Source organism: Burkholderia sp. Ac-20384 (assembly GCF_017104605.1).
Lineage (GTDB): Bacteria > Pseudomonadota > Gammaproteobacteria > Burkholderiales > Burkholderiaceae > Burkholderia > Burkholderia lata.
In genome coordinates this window covers 23,294-42,972 of sequence record NZ_JAAGPE010000004.1, presented here as the reverse complement: position 1 = coordinate 42,972, position 19,679 = coordinate 23,294, and the positions used below count along the sequence as shown (strand labels likewise).

At 63.6% G+C, this 19,679-nt stretch carries 38 protein-coding genes; all 38 read left to right on the top strand.

All coding sequences use genetic code 11. The features are described from left to right. Position 1 precedes the first annotated feature (1 nt). The 38 genes from G3O00_RS01685 (at position 2) to G3O00_RS01500 (ending at position 19,678) form a co-directional block, all read left to right on the top strand. Positions 2-325, top strand: coding sequence for a hypothetical protein (locus tag G3O00_RS01685; RefSeq protein ID WP_206141830.1), 324 nt, complete (start codon positions 2-4; stop codon positions 323-325). Continuing rightward, the gene (locus G3O00_RS01680; protein WP_206141829.1) at positions 322-645 is read left to right on the top strand and encodes a hypothetical protein; all 324 of its coding nucleotides are present in this window, start codon (positions 322-324) and stop codon (positions 643-645) included. Before G3O00_RS01685 ends, G3O00_RS01680 begins: the two co-directional genes overlap by 4 nt. Then, complete coding sequence (locus G3O00_RS01675) at positions 639-1,502, top strand: hypothetical protein (RefSeq protein WP_206141828.1); 864 nt, start codon at positions 639-641, stop codon at positions 1,500-1,502. The genes G3O00_RS01680 and G3O00_RS01675 overlap by 7 nt, the downstream gene beginning before the upstream one ends. After that, positions 1,499-1,756, top strand: a complete 258-nt coding sequence (locus G3O00_RS01670; RefSeq protein ID WP_206141827.1) for a hypothetical protein — start codon at positions 1,499-1,501, stop codon at positions 1,754-1,756. The genes G3O00_RS01675 and G3O00_RS01670 overlap by 4 nt, the downstream gene beginning before the upstream one ends. Beyond that, positions 1,753-1,959: a hypothetical protein gene (locus tag G3O00_RS01665; protein WP_206141826.1), complete on the top strand. Its 207-nt coding sequence runs from the start codon at positions 1,753-1,755 to the stop codon at positions 1,957-1,959. Before G3O00_RS01670 ends, G3O00_RS01665 begins: the two co-directional genes overlap by 4 nt. A 9-nt stretch (positions 1,960-1,968) precedes the next feature. After that, positions 1,969-2,268, top strand: coding sequence for a hypothetical protein (locus G3O00_RS01660; protein ID WP_206141825.1), 300 nt, complete (start codon positions 1,969-1,971; stop codon positions 2,266-2,268). Between the two features lie 12 nt (positions 2,269-2,280). After that, positions 2,281-2,886, top strand: coding sequence for a hypothetical protein (locus tag G3O00_RS01655; RefSeq protein ID WP_206141824.1), 606 nt, complete (start codon positions 2,281-2,283; stop codon positions 2,884-2,886). Further along, positions 2,883-3,380 (top strand): HNH endonuclease, encoded by a 498-nt coding sequence (locus G3O00_RS01650; protein ID WP_206141823.1) that lies wholly within the window; start codon positions 2,883-2,885, stop codon positions 3,378-3,380. The genes G3O00_RS01655 and G3O00_RS01650 overlap by 4 nt, the downstream gene beginning before the upstream one ends. Before the next feature lie 84 nt (positions 3,381-3,464). Then, positions 3,465-3,638 (top strand): hypothetical protein, encoded by a 174-nt coding sequence (locus tag G3O00_RS01645; RefSeq protein ID WP_206141822.1) that lies wholly within the window; start codon positions 3,465-3,467, stop codon positions 3,636-3,638. Between the two features lie 28 nt (positions 3,639-3,666). Beyond that, positions 3,667-3,900 (top strand): hypothetical protein, encoded by a 234-nt coding sequence (locus G3O00_RS01640; protein ID WP_206141821.1) that lies wholly within the window; start codon positions 3,667-3,669, stop codon positions 3,898-3,900. Positions 3,901-3,946: 46 nt separating this feature from the next. Then, complete coding sequence (locus tag G3O00_RS01635) at positions 3,947-5,206, top strand: hypothetical protein (RefSeq protein ID WP_206141820.1); 1,260 nt, start codon at positions 3,947-3,949, stop codon at positions 5,204-5,206. After that, positions 5,203-6,201 (top strand): UvrB/UvrC motif-containing protein, encoded by a 999-nt coding sequence (locus G3O00_RS01630; protein ID WP_206141819.1) that lies wholly within the window; start codon positions 5,203-5,205, stop codon positions 6,199-6,201. Before G3O00_RS01635 ends, G3O00_RS01630 begins: the two co-directional genes overlap by 4 nt. Then, on the top strand, positions 6,198-6,383 hold the full coding sequence (locus tag G3O00_RS01625) for a hypothetical protein (RefSeq protein ID WP_206141818.1): 186 nt from the start codon (positions 6,198-6,200) through the stop codon (positions 6,381-6,383). Before G3O00_RS01630 ends, G3O00_RS01625 begins: the two co-directional genes overlap by 4 nt. Beyond that, complete coding sequence (locus tag G3O00_RS01620) at positions 6,380-6,817, top strand: hypothetical protein (protein WP_206141817.1); 438 nt, start codon at positions 6,380-6,382, stop codon at positions 6,815-6,817. The genes G3O00_RS01625 and G3O00_RS01620 overlap by 4 nt, the downstream gene beginning before the upstream one ends. Continuing rightward, on the top strand, positions 6,817-7,440 hold the full coding sequence (locus G3O00_RS01615; RefSeq protein WP_206141816.1) for a hypothetical protein: 624 nt from the start codon (positions 6,817-6,819) through the stop codon (positions 7,438-7,440). The genes G3O00_RS01620 and G3O00_RS01615 overlap by 1 nt, the downstream gene beginning before the upstream one ends. Then, a complete protein-coding gene (locus G3O00_RS01610; RefSeq protein WP_206141815.1) occupies positions 7,437-7,850 on the top strand; it encodes a DUF551 domain-containing protein in 414 nt (137 codons plus the stop codon). Before G3O00_RS01615 ends, G3O00_RS01610 begins: the two co-directional genes overlap by 4 nt. Next, positions 7,847-8,098 (top strand): hypothetical protein, encoded by a 252-nt coding sequence (locus G3O00_RS01605; protein WP_206141814.1) that lies wholly within the window; start codon positions 7,847-7,849, stop codon positions 8,096-8,098. Before G3O00_RS01610 ends, G3O00_RS01605 begins: the two co-directional genes overlap by 4 nt. Beyond that, on the top strand, positions 8,095-8,265 hold the full coding sequence (locus G3O00_RS01600) for a hypothetical protein (protein ID WP_206141813.1): 171 nt from the start codon (positions 8,095-8,097) through the stop codon (positions 8,263-8,265). The genes G3O00_RS01605 and G3O00_RS01600 overlap by 4 nt, the downstream gene beginning before the upstream one ends. Beyond that, the gene (locus G3O00_RS01595; RefSeq protein WP_206141812.1) at positions 8,262-8,462 is read left to right on the top strand and encodes a hypothetical protein; all 201 of its coding nucleotides are present in this window, start codon (positions 8,262-8,264) and stop codon (positions 8,460-8,462) included. The genes G3O00_RS01600 and G3O00_RS01595 overlap by 4 nt, the downstream gene beginning before the upstream one ends. A 106-nt stretch (positions 8,463-8,568) precedes the next feature. Next, complete coding sequence (locus G3O00_RS01590; RefSeq protein ID WP_206141811.1) at positions 8,569-8,979, top strand: hypothetical protein; 411 nt, start codon at positions 8,569-8,571, stop codon at positions 8,977-8,979. A 148-nt stretch (positions 8,980-9,127) separates the two neighbouring features. After that, positions 9,128-9,781, top strand: a complete 654-nt coding sequence (locus tag G3O00_RS01585; protein ID WP_206141810.1) for an ERF family protein — start codon at positions 9,128-9,130, stop codon at positions 9,779-9,781. Positions 9,782-9,790: 9 nt separating this feature from the next. Next, positions 9,791-10,300, top strand: coding sequence for a single-stranded DNA-binding protein (locus tag G3O00_RS01580; protein WP_206141809.1), 510 nt, complete (start codon positions 9,791-9,793; stop codon positions 10,298-10,300). Between the two features lie 41 nt (positions 10,301-10,341). Then, positions 10,342-10,602, top strand: coding sequence for a hypothetical protein (locus G3O00_RS01575; RefSeq protein ID WP_206141808.1), 261 nt, complete (start codon positions 10,342-10,344; stop codon positions 10,600-10,602). A 28-nt stretch (positions 10,603-10,630) separates the two neighbouring features. Further along, complete coding sequence (locus G3O00_RS01570) at positions 10,631-11,131, top strand: siphovirus Gp157 family protein (protein WP_206141807.1); 501 nt, start codon at positions 10,631-10,633, stop codon at positions 11,129-11,131. Beyond that, positions 11,132-11,818 (top strand): DUF3820 family protein, encoded by a 687-nt coding sequence (locus tag G3O00_RS01565; RefSeq protein ID WP_206141806.1) that lies wholly within the window; start codon positions 11,132-11,134, stop codon positions 11,816-11,818. A gap of 119 nt (positions 11,819-11,937) precedes the next feature. Further along, a complete protein-coding gene (locus tag G3O00_RS01560) occupies positions 11,938-12,117 on the top strand; it encodes a hypothetical protein (RefSeq protein WP_206141882.1) in 180 nt (59 codons plus the stop codon). After that, entirely contained in the window at positions 12,114-13,235 is a 1,122-nt protein-coding gene (locus tag G3O00_RS01555; protein ID WP_206141805.1) for a site-specific DNA-methyltransferase, read from the top strand. The genes G3O00_RS01560 and G3O00_RS01555 overlap by 4 nt, the downstream gene beginning before the upstream one ends. A gap of 38 nt (positions 13,236-13,273) precedes the next feature. Beyond that, positions 13,274-14,089 (top strand): phosphoadenosine phosphosulfate reductase, encoded by an 816-nt coding sequence (locus G3O00_RS01550; protein ID WP_241024891.1) that lies wholly within the window; start codon positions 13,274-13,276, stop codon positions 14,087-14,089. Then, positions 14,086-14,547, top strand: a complete 462-nt coding sequence (locus G3O00_RS01545) for a recombination protein NinB (protein ID WP_206141804.1) — start codon at positions 14,086-14,088, stop codon at positions 14,545-14,547. Before G3O00_RS01550 ends, G3O00_RS01545 begins: the two co-directional genes overlap by 4 nt. Then, on the top strand, positions 14,544-15,110 hold the full coding sequence (locus tag G3O00_RS01540) for a recombination protein NinG (RefSeq protein ID WP_206141803.1): 567 nt from the start codon (positions 14,544-14,546) through the stop codon (positions 15,108-15,110). The genes G3O00_RS01545 and G3O00_RS01540 overlap by 4 nt, the downstream gene beginning before the upstream one ends. Then, positions 15,107-15,361, top strand: a complete 255-nt coding sequence (locus G3O00_RS01535; RefSeq protein ID WP_206141802.1) for a hypothetical protein — start codon at positions 15,107-15,109, stop codon at positions 15,359-15,361. Before G3O00_RS01540 ends, G3O00_RS01535 begins: the two co-directional genes overlap by 4 nt. Then, positions 15,358-15,714, top strand: coding sequence for a hypothetical protein (locus G3O00_RS01530; protein ID WP_206141801.1), 357 nt, complete (start codon positions 15,358-15,360; stop codon positions 15,712-15,714). The genes G3O00_RS01535 and G3O00_RS01530 overlap by 4 nt, the downstream gene beginning before the upstream one ends. A gap of 174 nt (positions 15,715-15,888) precedes the next feature. Then, positions 15,889-16,725, top strand: coding sequence for a ParB/RepB/Spo0J family partition protein (locus tag G3O00_RS01525; protein WP_206141800.1), 837 nt, complete (start codon positions 15,889-15,891; stop codon positions 16,723-16,725). 14 nt (positions 16,726-16,739) lie between these two features. Continuing rightward, positions 16,740-17,078, top strand: a complete 339-nt coding sequence (locus tag G3O00_RS01520) for a hypothetical protein (RefSeq protein ID WP_206141799.1) — start codon at positions 16,740-16,742, stop codon at positions 17,076-17,078. Positions 17,079-17,086: 8 nt separating this feature from the next. Next, positions 17,087-18,541 (top strand): hypothetical protein, encoded by a 1,455-nt coding sequence (locus G3O00_RS01515; protein WP_206141798.1) that lies wholly within the window; start codon positions 17,087-17,089, stop codon positions 18,539-18,541. Next, positions 18,538-19,011: an XF1762 family protein gene (locus tag G3O00_RS01510; RefSeq protein ID WP_206141797.1), complete on the top strand. Its 474-nt coding sequence runs from the start codon at positions 18,538-18,540 to the stop codon at positions 19,009-19,011. The genes G3O00_RS01515 and G3O00_RS01510 overlap by 4 nt, the downstream gene beginning before the upstream one ends. Further along, a complete protein-coding gene (locus tag G3O00_RS01505; RefSeq protein WP_206141796.1) occupies positions 19,008-19,496 on the top strand; it encodes a hypothetical protein in 489 nt (162 codons plus the stop codon). The genes G3O00_RS01510 and G3O00_RS01505 overlap by 4 nt, the downstream gene beginning before the upstream one ends. Beyond that, entirely contained in the window at positions 19,490-19,678 is a 189-nt protein-coding gene (locus G3O00_RS01500) for a hypothetical protein (protein ID WP_206141795.1), read from the top strand. The genes G3O00_RS01505 and G3O00_RS01500 overlap by 7 nt, the downstream gene beginning before the upstream one ends. Position 19,679: the final 1 nt, after the last annotated feature.

Genomic DNA, 19,679 nt, shown 5'->3' with positions numbered 1-19,679 from the left:
AATGCGCACGACAAACGCTTCTTTATCAACTGGGGCAGCGCGATCGACCACGAAAGCCGCGCCGGCGTTCGTCATCGAGAAGGGCTTGCCGATTCCCTCCCCCATGCGTGGGCGACCGCAGCGGTATCCGTTCTCGAGGATGGAGATCGGCGACTCGTTTTTTGTCGCCGGCGAACAGGCTGCGCTCCTTAAAGAGTTGAGCAATTGCGCGAACTATCACCGTCGTCGCCATGGTGGAAATTTTGTCGTGCGCGCGGTCGACGGCGGCGTGCGCGCGTGGCGCGTGGAACCGTCGAATACCTCCAGTTCGTCGGAGGCCGCATGACCAAACGGCAAATGAGCAAGTCGGCCTATGAGATCGTCGACTTCCTGAAGTCGCACCCGAATAGCTCGACGGAGCAGATCGCGGCCGGGATTTGCAAGAGCATCAAGTACGTCCGCAACAACATCGTGCGCCTGCGCGAGCAAAAGATCGTGAAGCGAGTCAGTTCGCGCATCCCGACGTATCGGGCGAACAGTGACGTCGGCACGAGGGTGACTGCGGCGGCCACCGTCCGCGAGCAGATGGATCCGATCGCGCTCGACTGCTCCCTGCTGATCCAGTGCGTCGACAACATGGTGCGAACGGGAGCGAGAGCATGCTGATTCGCGAAATCGAAGGCGCCACGCGCCGCCTCGGCGCACCGGCCGATTGGGATCAAAGCAAGAGCGCATGCGACGTGCTGCCCATCGTCGACGTCGAGACCGACAACGGGCCGTTCATGGTGTCGGCCTGGCAGCCTACCGCCGAGGAGCTGGCCGCGCTCAATGCTGGCGCCCCGATCCGTCTGTGGATCCAAGGCACGAACCACCCGGTCGTCGCGCTCGCCGTCGATGCGCCGGCCGAGCAGAACGAAGTAGCGCCGAATCGCACGCTTGACGAAATGTTCGATGAAGCCTTGGCGAACGTTAAAACCGACCCGGCATTGCTCGCAAGGCTGCACGCTGCAGTGCATTCCGAAAAGCCAGTGGCGGACGAGCGCACAGCACGGCTGGACGACGAAGACATCGACGCGATCGCCGAATCGATGCCGGGCGGCCTTCCCAGCTTCATGAAGCAATGGGGATGGCGGCAGTTCGCACGCGCTGTAGAAGACGAGGTGCTGATCAATTGCACCCGCGCTCCATCATCCAATGCAACGGGGCCGGAAGTGGGCACCGATCTGAACGAACGCGCGCACCTCGCGGCCGGCCAATGGGCCACGTCGAACACACCGATCGCAGAGGCGCTCGCATATCGCGACGGCTTTATCGCTGGCGCGAACGCCCCCGCGCAGTCGGCCGCCCCGGCGGCGGTTCCAGCCGATGTACGCACCGCGCTCGACCGCATGTGCACGCCGCTCGACGAATCGGTGCTTAGCGGCGCCACGGCAACTGCCGACGCGCACTCAATGAAGGTGATCCGCGACTACGTGCTGCGCGACGAGGCGCCGGCGCTCAACCGCGCAGAAGGCAAAGTATGAGGATCCATGTCCGATACGGCCCGGCACGCAAGAAGCCGCGCGTCGGCGACCGGCGCAACACGAAAGAGCATGGTGAGCAGATTCGCGTGTTCTCGATGGCGCGCGATATGCGCGGCAACGTCATCGGCTACGACTGCACCGGTGGCCGGCAGCGCTATGAGTGGGTTCCGATCGCTGATGCGGCCAAGCACGCCGCTGCGCACCACTGGACGACGGAAGAGCGCGCGAAATACGGATCGCGGGAGGCCGCATGAAAGACGCAGCCATTCCATGGTCCGAGCAGTGCCGCGACTTCGGCTCCGAGCATAAGCTCGGCGTCGTGAATATCGTCGGCGCGAAACGCTACCGGTTCAACGATCGCATGAACGGGTATGAGTTGCCCTACTACGTCAGCGACCATCGCGGGCTGCTGGGCGTGATGAAGCGCTACATCGCGGGCAACCGCAAACCGATGTGAGGGCCCCGCATGTTCAACGCATCCACGACCAGCTTCTTAGCCTACGTCTCCGTCCGCGACGACGGCACTGTCGCCAACCAGCAGGCGAAGATCCTCGCCCTGCTCCGCACGATCCCGGCCACTGCGTTATCGCGGCTCGACATCGCCAACCTGACCGGTATCCGCCTGTCGTCGGTTTGCGCGCGCGTCGCCGAACTGCGCGACGATGGCCTGGTGTTCGAGCCCGGCACGCGCCGCTGTCCGCACACCGGGAAGACCGTGAAAGTCGTGCAGGCGACGCCTGACCTCCTCTCCCAAGTCGTCCACTGACAAGGAACCTGAATGCATACGCAATCGAAAGTTGTGCACGAAAGCGCGCTCGGCCGGCTCACGCTGCGCAGCGCCGATCGCGAGGACGCCGAAGCCGCGCGCGTGCCGATGTTCCGCGACATGGACACCGCCCTGCTCTTCGCCTACACCTGGCGCGCGCGGCCGGGCGTGAAGATCGGCCAGATCGGCGAGTACACAGGACCCGACGGTTCGGCACTACTGCTGAGCATCCACGAGAAGAAGACGCAGGCGCAATTCATCCTCGACGTCGTCGAGACGCACCTGTCGCTCGACCAGCGCGCGGTGCTCGACGCCACGTACGGCGGCGAGCGTGGCGAGCGCCCGGCGGCGATCGACCGGCTGCTTCCGCAGTTCGAGCACGTCAACCGGAACCGCGCGCTCGTGCGCTTTCTGCTGATGCGCGAGTTCATCTTCGGCGAGGGATATGCCCCGAGCATCAGCGCAGTTTCCAGAGAATGCAGCTCTAATCCAATGACCGGCTCGCGCGTCGCCGCGAAGATAGCTACGAGTGTTTCGGAGTTGCGCAAAAGTGTCCTTGAAAAGCTGACGCCAGCGTTTCAGCGGCGCGGCTACATCCCACGCGAGGAGCGGCAATGAACCCACGCAATGATTTGACTCGGGAGGACGTCGCCAAGATCCTGATCTATGACCAGGAAACCGGCGTCTTTACGTGGCGCGCAAATTATCACAAGCGTCGCATAGGCGGTGTTGCAGGCGGCGTGAACAATACGGGCTATCGGCATATCCGAATCGGCTCAGGGCGATACCTGGAGCATCGCTTGGCATGGCTTTTAGTGCACGGGGAGTTGCCGGCCGGAATGCTCGACCACATAAATGGAAATCGACTCGACAATCGGATAGCAAACTTGCGGCTGGCCGACTGCACGCAAAATGCCTACAACCGAAAAAAGAAGCGAGACAACACCAGCGGGAAAAAAGGCGTGTCGGTCAATCAAGAGCGCCATCGGGCCCGAATCAACGTGAACGGAAAGACATTCCACCTAGGCTACTTCAGCACTATGGAGGATGCCGATCGGGCGGTCCGTCAAGCGCGCGAATCCATGCATGGAGAATTTTCGAGCCACGGCTGAATTTTCGGTTGCATTTCGGATACCTTGTTGGTATCTTTTAATCCAACGAGGTATCCGATCAACGCAACACGAAGGGGAACGACGATGGAACTCCAACTCGACACCGTGACCGTCACCGCAGAAACCGCGCAACGGTGGCACGACAAGCGCTTGTCAGACGCCGAAACGGCTCGTTCCCGCGGCATGTTCGAGATCGAGGCCGGGTGGCGCGCAGAGGCTGCTCAGATCGCTGAGCACTTCGGCCTTCTCGTCGCCTAACGACCGCTCCCGCTACAGGAGAAAGACCATGGAATTGAGCAATGCCGCGCAACGCTACCGAGAAGACTCGTCTCTTGTCGGCAAGGGTGGCGTTGTGGTGTTTTTCAACGGCGACGTCCAAGGCTGGGTAAATGAGCTTCGCAATCCCGAGCACTGGCAGCCAGGTTGCATTGCAATCGACGAACAAGGGCTCAGTTGGACAGCCACTGGCGGCTGCGAATACGACGGCGCTCTGAAGTGGCTGCCCAGCCATACAGGCTAAAGCAACCCCTCCCGCCCCTGCGGGAAATCACACCAAAGGAACCGGCATGACCACGCAACTTACCCTCGCAGACCGAGCAAAGGTCGCGCTTAGGACTGCAGACTGTGAACCGGCGCTTGCCGAGATGGTTCGCCAGAGCGCAGACGTCACTGAAATCAAAAATGCTGACGGCCGAACTCAGGTGCACGGCATGTATATGGTCCTGAAGAAGCGCCGCACCGACATTCGCGGCGCTGGGAAGGACGCGCGCGACGACGCCACGAAGTTTTCGACGGCGATCATTGCCGAGGAAAACCGACTCGTCGCACTGATCGAGCCAGAAGAAAAGCGCCTGCAGGCGCTGCGCGACGCATGGGACACGGCCCGCGAGAACGAGCGCCGCGAGAAAGCAGCCACCGAGCAGCGCCGCAAGGACGGCATCCGCGCGAAGATCGACGAACTCCGCGCCGTGCCGCTCAACCTGATGGATGCGCCGACAGCCAAGATCGCGGACGCGCTCGAGGACATGGAAACGTTCGACGTGACCGCCGACGTGTTCGCCGAGTTCGTCGATGCTGCGATCACCGCCCGCGCCGAGGTAGTCGCGAAGCTGACGACGATGCGTGCCGCCGCAGTGGCCCGCGACGCGGAAGCCGCCCGCGTTGCAGCCGAGCGCGCGGAACTGGCGAAGCAACGCGCCGAGCAGGAGGAGCGCGAGCGCCAGGCGGCTGCCGAACTCGTACGGCAGCGCGAGGAACAAGCCGAGCGCGACCGCCAAGCCGTCGCCGCACGCGCCGAGCAGGAGCGCCTCGACCGTGAGCGCCGGGAGGCAGCAGAAGCCCAGGCGCGCGCCGAGCGCGAGGCCGAGCAGCGCAAGCTCGACGAGCAGAAGGCCGAAATCGCCCGCCAGCAGGCCGAGATCGCCGCTGAGCGCCAGCGTATCGCTGACGAGGAAGCGTCCCGTCTGCGCGCCGAAGAAGCCGTCGCGGCCGCCAAGCGACACGCCGCTGAAGAGGCTGCCGAAGCAGCACGTCGCGAAGAAGCCGCACGCCACCGAGCCGAGCAGGAGAAAGCGGACCGTGCGAAGCATGCGGCGGCCGAGATTGAAGCGTCCAAGCGCCGCGTACACGAACAGGAGCAGGCGGCTATCCGCGACGCCGCACCAGCGATGCTTGAGGCATTGGAGAATTTGCTTGATCGCTATGTCGGATTGGCCAGCAGCGGCGATGCTGGAAATTGGGACTTCGAATCCGAGCCGCAGGTTATCGCAGCGCGCGCAGCAATCGCCCTCGCCCGCCAGGCCGAAGCGCAAGAGGTGGCAGCATGAGCCTCACGAAAGGACGAATCGAGCGCGCGGGTCGCGTCGTGTTCCGCGATGCAGCGTTACACGTTTGGGAAGAAGGAATCAGCGATGCGCGCAACGCCGGCGGTTACGCAGGTGCGCAGCGCTGGGAGCAGCAATTCAAGCGTGATGTTTTCGCACGAATCATCCAAACGCTCAATCGGCTGGGCTGGACCTGCACGATGCAGCCCATCGACGAACGCGACGTCAAGCACTACGGCGGCAACATTGCGCGCTGGGCGTCGGAGCGCAAGCGCTTCTGCGTAAAGGGCAACCTCAAAGCAGATTTGTCGATCAGCGGTCGGTGCATCGAGTTCAAGATGTTTCAATCAGTCAATACGCCGACACGCGCAGACCATGAGGGCCGCTATGAGTCGAATAAGGAAGCGTGCATGCCCTATGTGATCCGGCTGGAGATGGAGCGAACGCGCCGACGCATTCGCGACTATCTGTGCGGCGTGTTCACCGGCTACGAGTTCGATTCGCCGAAGATTGCGAGCCCCAATCCGGATCCGCTGGCCTATTTCAATGACTCATGGGACGGCGAGTACGAGAAGCGCCGCGGCATCCACCGGTTCAAGCGTGGCGTGGACGGCTGGCCGAGCGAACACGAGATCAATTCGTGGAATCGGAAGGACAAAGACGGCGCGACGCTGAATCATGGCGATGTCCGATGGATGCGCGACCGAAAGGGCCGCGCGATTTGCGGTCGGGTATATGGCGGCATCAACGGCATGTGGCTGTTCGTCTATGGCCCGGGCCATCGTGACCACACCCACGAGAGCGCCGGCCGGTTCTTTACCTATCGGCCCGGCGAGACGCCGCGAAAGCTGGTCGACGACAGGGAGCGCCGCAAGCGCATCGAGCGCGAGCTATCCGCCGCCGTCGAGAAGATGAATTTCGAGCGCGCCGCGACGCTGCGTGACATTTTGTTTCCGAGCGCGCCGATCGACGCCGCGCTCGCCAAGGAGGCAGCATGACCCCCGAAATTTCCGCATACAAGATCGTGCAGGCAATCGCAGCTATCCGGGCTATCGAGGCAGTGTGGCAGGCCACGCCGGCCGCCATCAACGCGCGGCACATGTCCGACCTCGCCATCGCGCGATGTGACCTTGAAAGCGCGCTGCTCGCGGTGCGGCTTCCGATCGCGGAGGCAGCATGAGCACGCCAAACGAAGGGACGCCGTTACAGACGGCAGTGCGCCGGCCGGTGACGGACGCCGAGCGCGAGCGCCGCCGCGAGCTGAACAAGATCTACCGCCGCTACAAATGCTACGAATGCGGCACGCACTACGAGCATGAAAGTGACGCGCAAACTTGCTGCCCTGCGGATCAAGTCTACGTCTGCCCCGAGTGCGACGAGTCGTACCACGACATTGACGAGGCGAAGAACTGCCACCAGTCGCACGCCGATGCCGAAGCCGTGCCGTTCGCGTTCAACTGCTGCCCGGCGTGCAAGGAATCGCAGCGCGACCACGAGGCTGCAATCGAGCATTGCCTGTGGAAGACCATGCCATTCGCTGACCGGCTGCACCTTGAGCGCCTGGTGCGCTATGGACAGCTCGACGCAGCGCACGCGATGCTGAGGAGCCACTGATGAACAAGCAACTGAAAGCGTACATCATCCACGACAACTACGAAGGCTACGGATGCGTCAGGTTCGCGACGAACTCGGCGACCGCGCGCCGGGAAGGCGCGTGCGAGCTCGACACCGATTGGGAAAGCATCGAGTCGTGCCGGCGCGCTCCTCACCTCGATCAGTTCAGCCCCGGCCCTGTCCCGCCAGGCGCCCTGATCGAGTCCGGATGGTGGTTCGAGTGCCATGGATGCGGCGCGCGCGTGTCGAACGATGAATACGACGAAGACGGCGAGGACGTCGCGCCGGGCACTTACGTCGCCCGCAAACAGCAGGTGTTCTGCTGTCAGGAATGCCTCGCGCGCGACGACGCACGCAAGCGCATGAACCTCGCCGCGCAGAACGCGCTCATCGAACTCGTCGAGGCGAAGTTTTTCGGATGCACCGTGACGTCGGTTCACGTCTACGGCGAAAAGCTCGAAGCGTCCGAGCCCGGACACGGCATCAGGTGCAAAGCCTACTTCACCTACCCGGGCGCAACTCACCTCGCGACGTACCACTACGGCGAAGGCAACACCGCATGGGTGCCGCGCGCTGACGAGGCAGCGTTCGTCGCCCTCTTTGGTACGCAGGAGGCGCGATGAGCGAACAACTGAAGCCCTGCCCGTTCTGCGGCGGGAAGGCGATCGTGCTCGGCGGCGGCCGGCACATCAACTGCGGCAACGAGCACTGCTACATGACGTCGGTTTGGGCGAAGGCCGAGACGCGCGAGCTGGCCGCTGAGTGCTGGAACACGCGTGCGCCGGCGGCAGCACCGTGGGTTCAAGCGTCCGAGCGGATGCCCGACGCGCCTGGCTGGTGCCTTGTGATGCTCGTGCCCGGCAACGACTGGGATCTGATGAGCGACACGCCGCTGCAGGTCGAGTACGACGCGTTCACCAAAATGCCGCAGGCGTTCACGTATAGCGACGGTTGGCACGACGGTCCGCAGGACATCAGCGATGCAGTCACGCACTGGATGCCGCTGCCGGCCGCGCCGGAGGTCACAGCATGATCGACGCACTAAGCCATGTCCGACAGCCGTCAATCGTCTGCCCGCACTGCGGCCATGCGATGACCGACGACGAGATGTGCAGCAACAGCTATCTCGACGGCAGCGACGGCGATGACCTATACGGGATCGCTCCGAACGAGGAACGCACGCATGTTGTTTGCCCGAGCGCGCTTTGCGGAAAAGGCTATTACGTGCAAGGCCACTACTTGCCGCAATACACGACCGCGATCGACGAGGACGACCTGTGAAAGCCATCGCCTACGCCCTCGCCTGCATCGCACTGGCGAGCATCGCGCCCGACGCCGAGACGCCGGACGTGCGCCTGGCACTCACCGCACTCGCTGCAGTCGCGTTCGCGGCGTTCATCTGCAATGTCGGCCGCCGGCCGGCGCGCAAGCATCAGGAGCGAGCATGAAGCGGATCACGAAAGATATGGTCGAGCGCGGCGGCTGGCGCTACTGCTGCGAGTGCCGCAAGACGGGCCCGCGCGTCAAAGCGCACTGGACCCACGGAGGCCGCGACTACTGCGACGAGCACAAGCCTACGCCCACGCCAACGCTGGCCGACGAGCGCCTCAGCGAGGCCGACTATCAGACATGGATGCGGCTGTAGCGCGCACGCAAAAAACTTGGAATCGGATCTTGCATATCCGATACCTTGTTGGTATCCTTCAATCACCGCAGCACAAACCACAACGAACGGAAGGAAGGAATCAGCCATGAACGCAGCAATTGCAGTACGTCCCCTCGCGTTATTACGCCCCGCAACCGTGTTCCACCCGCGGCAGCGTCCTGTCGCGGAAAAAAATTTGGCCACTACGGATACCATGATGGTTACTCATCGTGAAATGAAGCAGATCCCGAGCACCCTGATGCTACGCGAACTGATTCAGGCCGGGCAAGAGCATGTAGCCGATGTGGTGACTCTGGCGGAGCTGATGCGACAGACGCAGATCGCAGAAAAGTTCGCCGACGCCTATGTGCTGCTGCGCGACCTGAGCGCCGAGTGGGATCGATTCGCGGCCATCTACCCCGACGCGGCCGCCGACGGATGGCTCGGGCTTCTCGTCAACCGTGCGCGCGTGCTGCGCGCCGAGATCGACGGCATCGCAGATGCGAACGGTCCTTGAGTGGGCGATCGCGCTGGTCGTGTGCCTCGGGTATGGCGCATGGGCTGCAGTGCACAACCTTGGAGCGCTCCCATGAACGACGACGACTCCGCATTCTGGCAGCAGGTCATGGAGCAGGAACAGCAGCAGTTCGAGGAGGAAAACGGAAATGGAACCGAATCTGAAGGTGTACGGCGCGATCGCCGCAGTCATGCAGGAAATGTCACAGGTCGGGATCTCGAAAGATCGCCGCAACCAGCAACAGGGCTACAACTTTCGCGGGATTGACGACGCGTACGCAGCGCTGTCGCCGGCGCTGTCGAAGAACAAGCTGCTGATGCTCCCGCGCGTCACGAAGCGCGAACAGGTCGAGCGCACCACGGCAAAGGGTAGCGCGATCTTCTACACGACCGTCACGGTCGAATTCGACCTGATCAGCGCCGAGGACGGATCGAAGCACACGATCGTCACGGTCGGCGAGGCGATGGACAGCGCGGACAAGAGCAGCAACAAGGCGATGTCGGCCGCGTACAAGTACGCGGCATTCCAAGCGTTCTGCATCCCGACCGAGGGCGACAACGATGCCGATGCGCACACGCACGACGTCGCAGCGCGGAAGAGTGAGCGTACCACGGGTCCAGCGCCCCTGAGCGACAGTGAACTCACGGATTGCCTGCTCGCGCTCACCGAGGCGAGCGACATCGAAGTGCTTCAGGGAATTTTCGGAGCCGCATGGAAGCGCGCGAGCAAGGAGCAGCGTCCGAAGCTCAAGAAGAAGTACGACGAGCGCATGAACGCGCTCACTGAAACCGCAGCAGCGTAAGGAAACGTCATGGCATCCGTGAACAAAGTCATCCTCGTCGGCAATCTCGGCGCCGATCCCGAGGTCCGCTATCTGCCGAGTGGCGACGCCGTGGCGAACATCCGCCTCGCGACGACCGACCGCTACAAGGACAAGGCCAGCGGCGACTACAAGGAAGTGACCGAGTGGCATCGCGTCAACTTCTTCGGCCGCCTTGCCGAGATCGTCAGCGAGTACCTGAAGAAGGGTTCGTCGGTCTACATCGAAGGGCGCATCCGCACGCGCAAGTGGCAGGACCAGGCGGGACAGGATCGCTACTCGACCGAGATCGTCGCGGACCAGATGCAGATGCTCGGCGGCCGCGGCGGCTCGGGCGCCGGTGACGACAGCGGCTACGGCGGCAGCAGTGGCAACAGCCAGCGTGGCAGCGGTCGCGCAGGCAGTGCGCCGCGCGGCGGCACGAGCGGCGGAACGCAAAGCCGCCCGAGCGTTCCGGCCGGTAGCGGATTCGACGAAATGGACGACGACATTCCGTTCTAGGAGGAACGTAAGCCGCGCCACTGACCCGCAAGGAGACCGCCATGCAGCTCACACACTGGTTCGACAGGAGCATCACACCGCTGCACGTCGGCGTCTACGAAGTGCGGCGCAAGCCGAACGGCAAGCAGCTTGTCCGCTGGTTCGCGTACTGGACCGGAAAGCATTGGGCCTGCACGGCGCCGACGGTCGACGAAGCGCACGCGGCGCGCGAGTCTCCGAGCTACGAAGCGCCGCGCATCGGCGGGTTCGAGTGGCGCGGCATCAGGCGCAAAAAAATTTCTTCACGACGGATACCGTCATAGTTACCGTGACACTTTTAAAGGAAACATCATGAGCCTCAGCCTTTTCGAAATCGCCGGCGATTACCGGCAGCAGCTCGACCAGCTCGAGCAATTGGGCCTCGACGAACAGACGTTCAAAGACACGCTCGAGTCGATCAGCGGCGACATCGAAACGAAGTCGATCAACGTCGCGATGTTCGCGCGCAACCTCGAATCGAGCGCAGCCGCCATAGAAGCGCAAATGGCACTCATGGCCGACCGCGCCGCCGCGATCCGCAAGAAGAGCGAGCACGTCAAAGGCTACCTGCTCGCCAACATGGAGCACGCGAAGATCCAGAAGATCGACTCGCCGTATTTCGTGCTGTCGATCCGCAAGAACCCGGCATCCGTCGTCATCGACAACGAATCCGACGTGCCGCCCTCGTTCCTCACGACCCCGGAACCGCCGGCGCCGCGTCTCGACAAGACGAAGATCAAGGAAGCGCTCAAGAACGGCGAGATCGTTCCGGGCGCGCACCTCGAGCAGAAAACCCGTCTGGAGATCAAGTAAATGACCGCGTACATCTTCGACACCGAGACCACCAGTGCGGACGAACCGCAACTGATCGAAGCCGCCCTGCTCCGCATGAGCGACGACCTGGTCGACACCGCGCCGCTCGACGTGTTCCTGCAGCGCTACCGCCCGACGAAGGCGATCAGCTTCGGCGCGATGGCCGTGCACCACATCCTGCCGTCCGACCTCGTCGACTGCCCGCCGAACAGCGAGTTCCGGCTGCCGACTGACATCCGATACATGATCGGTCACAAGGTCGATTTCGACTGGGAAGTCGCCGGCTCGCTCAACGTCAAGCGTATTTGCACGCTCGCGATGGCGCGACGCGTCTGGCCGGATGCTGAGTCGCACACGCTCGGCGCGCTCAGCTACATGCTCGGCAGCGACCTCGAGGCCGTGCGCCTCGAACTGCGCGATGCGCACAACGCGCTGGCCGACTGCTACCTGTGCGCACGTGTCCTGTACGCGATCCTCGAGCACTGCGGCGAAGACCTGAGGACGTGGGAAGACGTCTACCAGTTCTCCGAGAACGCGCGCATCCCGACGCACATGTCGTTCGGCAAGTATGCCGGCCGCGCCATCGCCGACGTCCCCCACGACTACCGCGCCTGGTACGCGCGGCAGCCCGACACCGACCCGTATCTGCTGAAGGCGTTCGGGCTGCCGTACCAGTCGGCCGTCTAACCGGAGCCAGCCATGCGCACCGCGATCATCCCGCACTTATCCGACTACACCGAGTACGGACGCGTCGACGGTGGTGCATGGTTTCAGCGGCGCGTCGTCAGCTACCGCGAGGTGGTCTGGTGCTGACGGCCGCCGAGTGCCTGCGCAACTTCAAGGCCGCGGTGCGCGATGGGCGCTGCGGCCAGTACGGCGCGGCGAGCGAAATCGTGGAGCGCGTGCGGAAGCAGGCCGGCGATGAGGCGGCCGAGCGCGCGAAGAAAGAACTGTGGGCCTATATCAAATCGGGAAAGGCAGCATGACAGATTGGAAAAATCAGTCTCACTTAGGCGACACGCGGGATCTCATGCGCGCGATGATCGCCGACGGCGTGAAGGTGCAGACGATCGTAACTTCCCCTCCCTACTGGGGGCTGCGCTCGTACCTACCCGACGGCCACCCCGACAAGCATCGCGAGATCGGACAAGAGCCAACGTTGCGCGAGTTCATTGACACCATGGTCGGCGTCTTTGACCTCGCGCGCGAGCTGCTCGCCGACGACGGCACGCTGTGGCTGAACATGGGCGACAGCTACGCCGGCACGCGCGGCGCGGCATGGGGGCCGTCACCGTCATCCGCCGAGGCCCGCGCGATGACCGCGAGCCGCCGGCGCGACGACGCACCGGTACCGCGCTCCGACGTGCGCGTTGAGGGACTGAAGCCGAAAGACCTCGTCGGCCAGCCATGGCGCTTGGCGTTCGCACTGCAGGACGCTGGCTGGTATCTCCGTCAGGACATCATCTGGCACAAGCCGAACCCGATGCCGGAGAGCGTACGCGACCGATGCACGAAGGCGCACGAATACCTGTTCCTGCTCAGCAAGGGGCCGAAGTACTACTTCGACCAGAACGCGATTCTCGAACCGGTCAGCCCGAACACGCACGCGCGCCTGTCGCAGAACGTACAGGCGCAGATCGGCAGCGAGCGCGCGAACGGCGGTGCGAAGACGAACGGGAACATGAAGGCCGTCGCGCGCGGTGTGGGTTGGGGCCACGGCACCGACGCCGACGAGCGCAGCCGCGGTCGTGTGACGCGCAAACTGGCCGGCGACGGCAGCGGGACGAAGAACAACGGCAGCTTCGACGAAGCGATGGCGATCATGCCGACCGAGCGCAACCGCCGGTCTGTCTGGACGATCCCGACGCAGTCATACAGCGGCGCGCACTTCGCGACATTCCCCGAGGCGCTCGTCGAGCCATGCGTGCTCGCTGGCAGTCGGCCGGGCGACGTCGTGTTCGATCCGTTCTTCGGCAGCGGCACGACGGGCCAGGTCGCGCAGCGGCTCGGCAGAGCCTTCATCGGGTGCGAACTCAACCCCGATTACCGGCCACTCCAGCGCGAGCGCCTCCGTCAACCCGGCCTCATGCTGGAATCGGCATGACGACCCGCGCATTATCAGCGCCGCCACGCGGCGACTCGATGGAACTGATGCCCGCCCGCAGGCTGATCGTCGTCGCATACGGAGGCGGCACCGACTCGACGGCAATGCTGATCGAGATTGTGCGCCGGCGAATGCCCGTCGACCTGATTCTGTTCGCCGACACCGGCGGCGAGAAGCCGCACACGTATCGCTATGTCGAGATGTTCTCGGCGTGGCTGGTGTCACACGGCTATCCGGCGATCATCACGGTGCGCAAGGTGCGCGCGACCGGCGAGGTTCACGCGCTCGAAGAGAACTGCCTCGAGAACAACATGCTCCCGTCGATCGCGTACGGATTCAAGTCGTGCTCGATCAAGTTCAAGACGGATCCGCAGGACAAGTACTGCAACAACTGGCAACCCGCGCGCGATGAATGGGAAGCCGGCCGCAAGGTCGTCAAGCTGATCGGCTACGACGCGGATGAATCGCACCGCGCGAAGATTCCCGAGGACGCGAAATACGTCTACGAGTACCCGCTCGTCCAATGGGGCTGGGGCCGCGACGAGTGCGTCGCGTGCATCCGTGGCGCCGGGCTGCCCCTGCCGGGGAAGTCGTCGTGTTTCTTCTGCCCGTCATCGCGCAAGAGCGAAATTATCCAACTCAAGAGGATGTACCCAGACCTCGCCGCGCGCGCCGTCGCAATGGAACGCAATGCAGACCTGACAACCGTTCAAGGTTTGGGCCGGCGGTTCGCCTGGGGCGACCTGCTGGCCGCGGACGAAGCGCAGACGAAGCTCTTCCCCGAAAGCCCAATCGATCAAAGCTGCGGCTGCTATGACGGCGCCGCAGAAGAAGAACCGGAGATCGCCGCATGAGCGACAAGCAATCCTACCGATTAGTCCACTCCACCGCGCGGCAGTTTGCGAGCCGCGCGTGCATCCAAGCCCCCGACGGCTTCATCGTCGAGATCAAGCCGCCGCCGAAGTCGCGCGACCAGGAAGCGAAGTATCACAGCATGTTTTCGGAAATCGCCAAGCAAGTGCCGTTCATGGGCGCGATGCGCGACCTCGAGACGTGGAAGCGCCTCCTCGTCGACGCGTTCGCGCGCGTGAAGGCTGCCGAGGGCGATCCGGTGCAAGGCGTCGGCGCGATCATCCCCAACCTCGACGGATCCGGATTCGTACAGCTCGGCGTGCAGACGCGCCGATTCAGCAAGCGCCACGCGTCCGAGTTCATCGAGTTCCTGTATGCGTGGGGCGCCGAGAACAACGTCACCTGGTCGGAAACGGCCGCGCGCGGCTACGAGGAAATGGCGCGGGAGTTCGCCGCATGAATCGAACCCTTAAGCCGAAGCGCTGCCCGCAGTGCCGCGAGGTATTCACGCCCGCCCGCTCGATGCAGAAGGTCTGCGGCCCGCTCTGCGCCGTCTCGCATGCGAAGAAGCTCGCCGACCAGAAAGCCGCCCGAGCCCAGCGCGACGCGCGCAAGTCACTGCGCGAGGCGCTAGATAAATCGAAGACGCGCGGCACGCACCTTCGCGAACTGCAGGCCGCGTTCAATGCCTGGGTGCGGTGCCGGGATGCCGGGCACGCATGCATCTCGTGCGGGCGCTTCCATCAGGGCCAGTGGCACGCCGGCCACTACCGGTCGGTCGGATCAGAGCCGGCGCTTCGGTTCGAGCCGGACAACGTGCATCTGCAGTGCGCGCCCTGCAACACCCACTTATCCGGGAGCCTGATCCCGTACCGCTCCAACCTCATCAAGAAGATCGGCCTCGAGCGCGTCGATTGGCTTGAGGGCCCGCACGTCCCGCAAAAGCTCACCATTCCGCAGATTCAGGAAATGAAGACGTTCTATCGCGCCGAGGTTCGGCGGCTCAACAAGGAGGCAGCATGAATGATCCCGTGCAAGGCATGGTCCGCGCCCTGAGCGCGAAAGAAATGGTCGATTGGATGGTCAAGCATCACGGGCTGCCGGAGGGCGCGCGTCAGACCGTCGAGATGAATCTGCGCGAGCAGTTCAAATGGCACCGCCTGCAGGGGCGCCTCGATCGCGGCGGCTGGCTGAACTTCTTCGCGACGCTCTTCGGCCTGAAGCAATCGCCACTCGCGCTGAACAAGCCTGAGACTCTCTGGGACCAGGCATGAAGAACATCCCCGTTAGCCGCTCGCGCCAGCCCGAGACGGTCGCGCTGCAGGATCTCGTCGACGCCATGCTGCCCGGCCACGGCTACACGCAGGACGAAGTCTGCGACCTGATGCCCGACCGGCCGCGCAGCGCCGTGCGCGACACGCTAAACACACTTGTTGGCAAGGGCCTCATCTGGCGCGACGCGAGCGAATCGCGCGTGCGCTATTCCCTGCCCGATTGCGATGCGTTACGCGCCGCCATCGAGCACAAAGCGACGCCTCCTCAGCAATCGTTCGGCGCGCCGCTCACCGGCTACGACGCTTCCATCCGGAAATTTCGTGAGCTGTGCATGGTCGCGCGCTTTTTTTAGTTGCCTATCGGATACCTTGTTGGTATCTTTGATCCCGTAGCAGATAACAACGATTCAGGGAGGAATCGAACATGACCTACTTCACCGCGCAGTTATTACGCCGCCCCGCGGCGATTTGCTAACCAGCAACGATGCCGCTTGAGCGGCAGCAGATAACGCATTTAGGACACTTAAATGGCAAAGAACTCGATAGACGTCTACGGGGCGAAAGGAAAGACGAACACCTTATTCTTCGACCCCGAAGACCTGACTCTCGTGACCGACCCGGCGTCGCCGCTTTTCGACGAACGCGTTCACTGGCCGGTCAACGAAAACATGGTTCGAAACATCATGTTTCAGGGTGTTTTGCAAGCGATCGAAGTCAGCAAGAACCCTGAAACTGGCGACATCGAAGTCGTCACTGGGCGGCAGCGTGTCAAGGCAGCCCGCGAGGCGAATCGTCAACTTCGCGATCAAGGGCGGCCTCCCGTCCATGTTCCGGCCAGCGTACGCAAGGTGACCGCTGGGCGTCGGGCGCTCGACCTTTCATCTGCAATGGTGAGCGAGAACGCAATCCGGCAGGAAGAGACGCCCCTCACGATTGCCGCGAAGATGTCCCGCCAAGTTCAGATGGGACGAAGCGAGGAAGAAATCGGCATCCTCTTCGGCTGCAATCCGCAGACCGTACGCGCGACGCTTTCACTTCTGGATTGCTGCGATGCCGTCCAAAAGGCCGTCGATAGCGGACAAATCAAGATCACGGATGCGCGGAAGCTCGCGAAGGCTTCGCCCGAAGAGCAGCGCTCGAAAGTCCGCGATCTCGTGGCGGCGGGTGCCGGGAAAACGGGGCATGCCCGCGCGCGCGCTCAGCGGGCCGTAATGGACAGCAATGTGCCACGGATGCGCACGCGCTCCCAGATCGCGAAAGAGCTTGGGAAGAGCGACGGCGCACGCGCTGATGCGCTCCGATGGGTGCTCGGCCACGGTGACACATCCACCGATATGCACGACGCACACAACGCTGCGGCCTGATCACGGAAACCACCATGACCACCACACCGATGCTCCAGAAAATCCCCGTCGTGCGTGACCAGGACGGCTACTTCATCCACCCGGATTTGCGCCACTTCTGGCACGTCACGATGGACGGAGCCGAGCACTGCACGCCTGAACAATGGGCGGCGCTCGAAGCGCAGGCCGGCATCACGACGTCTATCTACCACCTCGAGAACGAGCGCATGGACCATCCGGCGTACGTCTCGTATTTCGATAACGGGAACCTCGACATCACGGCATGGGACCCGTCACCGGAGCCCGGATGGTGGCTGCTCGAAATTGGCGACAGCGAAGACGGGCCGTACGCGGTCTACGCAACGCACGCGTGAGGATCTCCATGACCACCGACAAGAGCCGCGCTGATGCGCCGAAATACCTGCTGCCCTGCGCATTCTGCGGCTGCACGAAATGCCCCGTTCGCCAAGGAAATGGCATCGGCGATTACTGGCTGGAATGCACGGACTGCGGCGCGAGCACCCGACTCCGCGAAGACGGCGCAGGCTGCGAGAAGGACTGGAACCGTCGCCCAGTCGAGCAACACGAAGCAGCGCCGGCCGGAGCGTTGGAGCTGATCCGCGATGCCGTCGACGCGGACAGCCATTCGAACCTGCTCGGTGAAGAATGGCATACGCAGGCGCAACAGTATCTGCGGCGCACTCCGATGACGCCGCCGGGCGACGGCAATTTCGATTGCCCGCGCTGCGCTGGCTCGGGCGAAGAGACGGAAATGACCGACGAAGGCCCGGACGCGCGCGAGATCACCGTCAACTGCCGGTACTGCGACGGTCACGGCACGCTGTACAGCGCATACGTCGGTGCGTCGAATCTGCTCGTGAAGGCAGAGGCGAAGGTACTGGAATTGAGCGGGAAGCTGTTCTTCGCGCAGTCCGAACCTCCAGTGGCGGACGAGCGGGCGGCGTTCGAATCGTGGGCGCGCGACATTCGGATGGATGCCAGCGTAAGTGTGGAAGGACATTACACGGAGGCTGCCACAGCATACGCGTGGGCTGCGTGGCGTGCCCGCGCCTCATCGCCCAATGCGGCGGGGGCGGAAGGGCTGTCGGCGATTCAAGCCGTGCTGCGTGAACTCGATCCGAAGTGGCGCGAGCGCGGCGAGTTTGGCGTAAAGCCTCACGAGCAGATCATCGCAGCGATCCGCGATCTCGCTGCGCAGCCTGAACGATCGCAGGCCCAAACATCGCGGCTGAAAGCGATCATCGATGCGATCGAAGGCGAATGCGACGGCCTTGCGATCGACGAAAAGCAAGCCGCCAGCATCCTGCAATGGCTCGACAGCACTTCCCCGAACGGCATCGTTACCACCCCCGCGCATGCGGCGGAACCGGTGGCCGTTACCGATTTGCCGCGCTTCCCGACGATGCTGCGGAAGATGTGGAGCGGAGCCGAGATCCAGCAGTGGATTGACGACAATATCAAACCGCTCGTGCAAGAGCGGCATCACGATTGGCACTGTGTTGATCGCGGTCCCGCGGCGATCCCGACCGGCTATGCGCTCGTGCCGATCGAGCGCTCCTACGGTATGCGCGCAAAGGCGCTCATCGCGTTCAACGCCACCGAAAAAGCCGGACAAGATCGAGACGACGCACTCGACGCTGCGCACCGCGCCATGATCGACGCCGCCCCGCCCCCTCCCGCCCCGGCATCCGCTCCTGTCGGGCTGACCGAACGTCAGCGCATGGACTTGCTGCTCGTCGCCGATGACATGACGGTCAGCGGTGATGCGAAGCTGGCCGACGCGCTCCGCGCCCTTCTCGAAGGAGCCAAGCAATGATCGAACTGCGACCGATCTCGCAGAAAGACGCGTTCGACTTCATTCGCGCGCATCACCGGCACCACGGCGTGCCGGTCGGCGGCCTCTGGTGGCAAGCCGTCCATGACGATGACGGCTGCCTTGCGGGCGTCGCGATCACCGGCCGTCCCGTCGCGCGGCCGCTCGACGATGGACTGACGGCCGAAGTCACGCGGCAATGCACGAACGGCACGCCGAACGCATGTTCGATGCTGTATGCAGCTGCACGCCGCGTTGCGATCGATAAGGGCTATCGCCGCGGCATCACTTACATCCTCGCGAGCGAGAACGGCGCGAGCCTGCGCGCGGCCGGCTGGCGGTTTCTGTGGAAGGTGCGCGGCCGCACATGGGATTGCCCGAGCCGGCCAAGGACCGACAAGCACCCCACCGAAGACAAGGAAGCGTGGGGATGGGGCGCGTGGCCCCAAATCATCGAAGGGAGCCAAGCATGAATAAGACGCTGACGGACAAGCACCGCAGCTTGATCGAACACGCCGAAGAGCGATTGCGCGGCCGCGGCCCGGAAGATGTTGAGGCTGCGAATGGCTTGCTCGAAGTGCTAACAGCCCATCCGGGCCAGCCGGAGCCGTTCACTCTCGCCAGCGCACTCGAATGGGCCGGCGTGTCCGATGCCTATCGCAAGGATCCGGAAGTGGAAGCAACGAGGGCCACGCGGGCCTACCCCGACGAGCTGACCGACGATCTCCGCCACGTGCTCGGCTTTCCGAACTTCCGGTGCGGGCCGTACGCGCACCTCATGCGCGCCGCCGGCGCCGACATCAAGACGAAGGCCGAGGACGAGCAGGCGTACGTCCTGCACTGGCTCGTGAAGATGGTCCTCGACCACGGCGCGCGTTGGGCCGATGTCGCTGGCGACGAGCTGGAAGCGATCCGCGCGAAGGTTGACGGCGCCCGCGCAGGAGACGCCCCATGCTGAGCGACGTCGAGGTGTTTGCGATCCGCGCCGCCGGGCTGCCGGCGCAACTGCGCGAGAAGCTGTATCCGGAGCTGGGCACGTCTTGCGAACGATGCAGCGGCACCGGCACCGTGAACTACCTGCCGGGCGGCATGCTCTTCAGCTGCCCGCTCTGCACCCAAAAAATTAGGGAGCCGCGATGAA

Bases quoted from the DNA above. Each gene is read 5' to 3' on its own strand.
- G3O00_RS01685 (WP_206141830.1), top strand. From the start codon at position 2: ATGCGCACGACAAACGCTTCTTTATCAACTGGGGCAGCGCGATCGACC.
- G3O00_RS01680 (WP_206141829.1), top strand. From the start codon at position 322: ATGACCAAACGGCAAATGAGCAAGTCGGCCTATGAGATCGTCGACTTC.
- G3O00_RS01675 (WP_206141828.1), top strand. From the start codon at position 639: ATGCTGATTCGCGAAATCGAAGGCGCCACGCGCCGCCTCGGCGCACCG.
- G3O00_RS01670 (WP_206141827.1), top strand. From the start codon at position 1,499: ATGAGGATCCATGTCCGATACGGCCCGGCACGCAAGAAGCCGCGCGTC.
- G3O00_RS01665 (WP_206141826.1), top strand. From the start codon at position 1,753: ATGAAAGACGCAGCCATTCCATGGTCCGAGCAGTGCCGCGACTTCGGC.
- G3O00_RS01660 (WP_206141825.1), top strand. From the start codon at position 1,969: ATGTTCAACGCATCCACGACCAGCTTCTTAGCCTACGTCTCCGTCCGC.
- G3O00_RS01655 (WP_206141824.1), top strand. From the start codon at position 2,281: ATGCATACGCAATCGAAAGTTGTGCACGAAAGCGCGCTCGGCCGGCTC.
- G3O00_RS01650 (WP_206141823.1), top strand. From the start codon at position 2,883: ATGAACCCACGCAATGATTTGACTCGGGAGGACGTCGCCAAGATCCTG.
- G3O00_RS01645 (WP_206141822.1), top strand. From the start codon at position 3,465: ATGGAACTCCAACTCGACACCGTGACCGTCACCGCAGAAACCGCGCAA.
- G3O00_RS01640 (WP_206141821.1), top strand. From the start codon at position 3,667: ATGGAATTGAGCAATGCCGCGCAACGCTACCGAGAAGACTCGTCTCTT.
- G3O00_RS01635 (WP_206141820.1), top strand. From the start codon at position 3,947: ATGACCACGCAACTTACCCTCGCAGACCGAGCAAAGGTCGCGCTTAGG.
- G3O00_RS01630 (WP_206141819.1), top strand. From the start codon at position 5,203: ATGAGCCTCACGAAAGGACGAATCGAGCGCGCGGGTCGCGTCGTGTTC.
- G3O00_RS01625 (WP_206141818.1), top strand. From the start codon at position 6,198: ATGACCCCCGAAATTTCCGCATACAAGATCGTGCAGGCAATCGCAGCT.
- G3O00_RS01620 (WP_206141817.1), top strand. From the start codon at position 6,380: ATGAGCACGCCAAACGAAGGGACGCCGTTACAGACGGCAGTGCGCCGG.
- G3O00_RS01615 (WP_206141816.1), top strand. From the start codon at position 6,817: ATGAACAAGCAACTGAAAGCGTACATCATCCACGACAACTACGAAGGC.
- G3O00_RS01610 (WP_206141815.1), top strand. From the start codon at position 7,437: ATGAGCGAACAACTGAAGCCCTGCCCGTTCTGCGGCGGGAAGGCGATC.
- G3O00_RS01605 (WP_206141814.1), top strand. From the start codon at position 7,847: ATGATCGACGCACTAAGCCATGTCCGACAGCCGTCAATCGTCTGCCCG.
- G3O00_RS01595 (WP_206141812.1), top strand. From the start codon at position 8,262: ATGAAGCGGATCACGAAAGATATGGTCGAGCGCGGCGGCTGGCGCTAC.
- G3O00_RS01590 (WP_206141811.1), top strand. From the start codon at position 8,569: ATGAACGCAGCAATTGCAGTACGTCCCCTCGCGTTATTACGCCCCGCA.
- G3O00_RS01585 (WP_206141810.1), top strand. From the start codon at position 9,128: ATGGAACCGAATCTGAAGGTGTACGGCGCGATCGCCGCAGTCATGCAG.
- G3O00_RS01580 (WP_206141809.1), top strand. From the start codon at position 9,791: ATGGCATCCGTGAACAAAGTCATCCTCGTCGGCAATCTCGGCGCCGAT.
- G3O00_RS01575 (WP_206141808.1), top strand. From the start codon at position 10,342: ATGCAGCTCACACACTGGTTCGACAGGAGCATCACACCGCTGCACGTC.
- G3O00_RS01570 (WP_206141807.1), top strand. From the start codon at position 10,631: ATGAGCCTCAGCCTTTTCGAAATCGCCGGCGATTACCGGCAGCAGCTC.
- G3O00_RS01565 (WP_206141806.1), top strand. From the start codon at position 11,132: ATGACCGCGTACATCTTCGACACCGAGACCACCAGTGCGGACGAACCG.
- G3O00_RS01555 (WP_206141805.1), top strand. From the start codon at position 12,114: ATGACAGATTGGAAAAATCAGTCTCACTTAGGCGACACGCGGGATCTC.
- G3O00_RS01550 (WP_241024891.1), top strand. From the start codon at position 13,274: ATGGAACTGATGCCCGCCCGCAGGCTGATCGTCGTCGCATACGGAGGC.
- G3O00_RS01545 (WP_206141804.1), top strand. From the start codon at position 14,086: ATGAGCGACAAGCAATCCTACCGATTAGTCCACTCCACCGCGCGGCAG.
- G3O00_RS01540 (WP_206141803.1), top strand. From the start codon at position 14,544: ATGAATCGAACCCTTAAGCCGAAGCGCTGCCCGCAGTGCCGCGAGGTA.
- G3O00_RS01535 (WP_206141802.1), top strand. From the start codon at position 15,107: ATGAATGATCCCGTGCAAGGCATGGTCCGCGCCCTGAGCGCGAAAGAA.
- G3O00_RS01530 (WP_206141801.1), top strand. From the start codon at position 15,358: ATGAAGAACATCCCCGTTAGCCGCTCGCGCCAGCCCGAGACGGTCGCG.
- G3O00_RS01525 (WP_206141800.1), top strand. From the start codon at position 15,889: ATGGCAAAGAACTCGATAGACGTCTACGGGGCGAAAGGAAAGACGAAC.
- G3O00_RS01520 (WP_206141799.1), top strand. From the start codon at position 16,740: ATGACCACCACACCGATGCTCCAGAAAATCCCCGTCGTGCGTGACCAG.
- G3O00_RS01515 (WP_206141798.1), top strand. From the start codon at position 17,087: ATGACCACCGACAAGAGCCGCGCTGATGCGCCGAAATACCTGCTGCCC.
- G3O00_RS01510 (WP_206141797.1), top strand. From the start codon at position 18,538: ATGATCGAACTGCGACCGATCTCGCAGAAAGACGCGTTCGACTTCATT.
- G3O00_RS01505 (WP_206141796.1), top strand. From the start codon at position 19,008: ATGAATAAGACGCTGACGGACAAGCACCGCAGCTTGATCGAACACGCC.
- G3O00_RS01500 (WP_206141795.1), top strand. From the start codon at position 19,490: ATGCTGAGCGACGTCGAGGTGTTTGCGATCCGCGCCGCCGGGCTGCCG.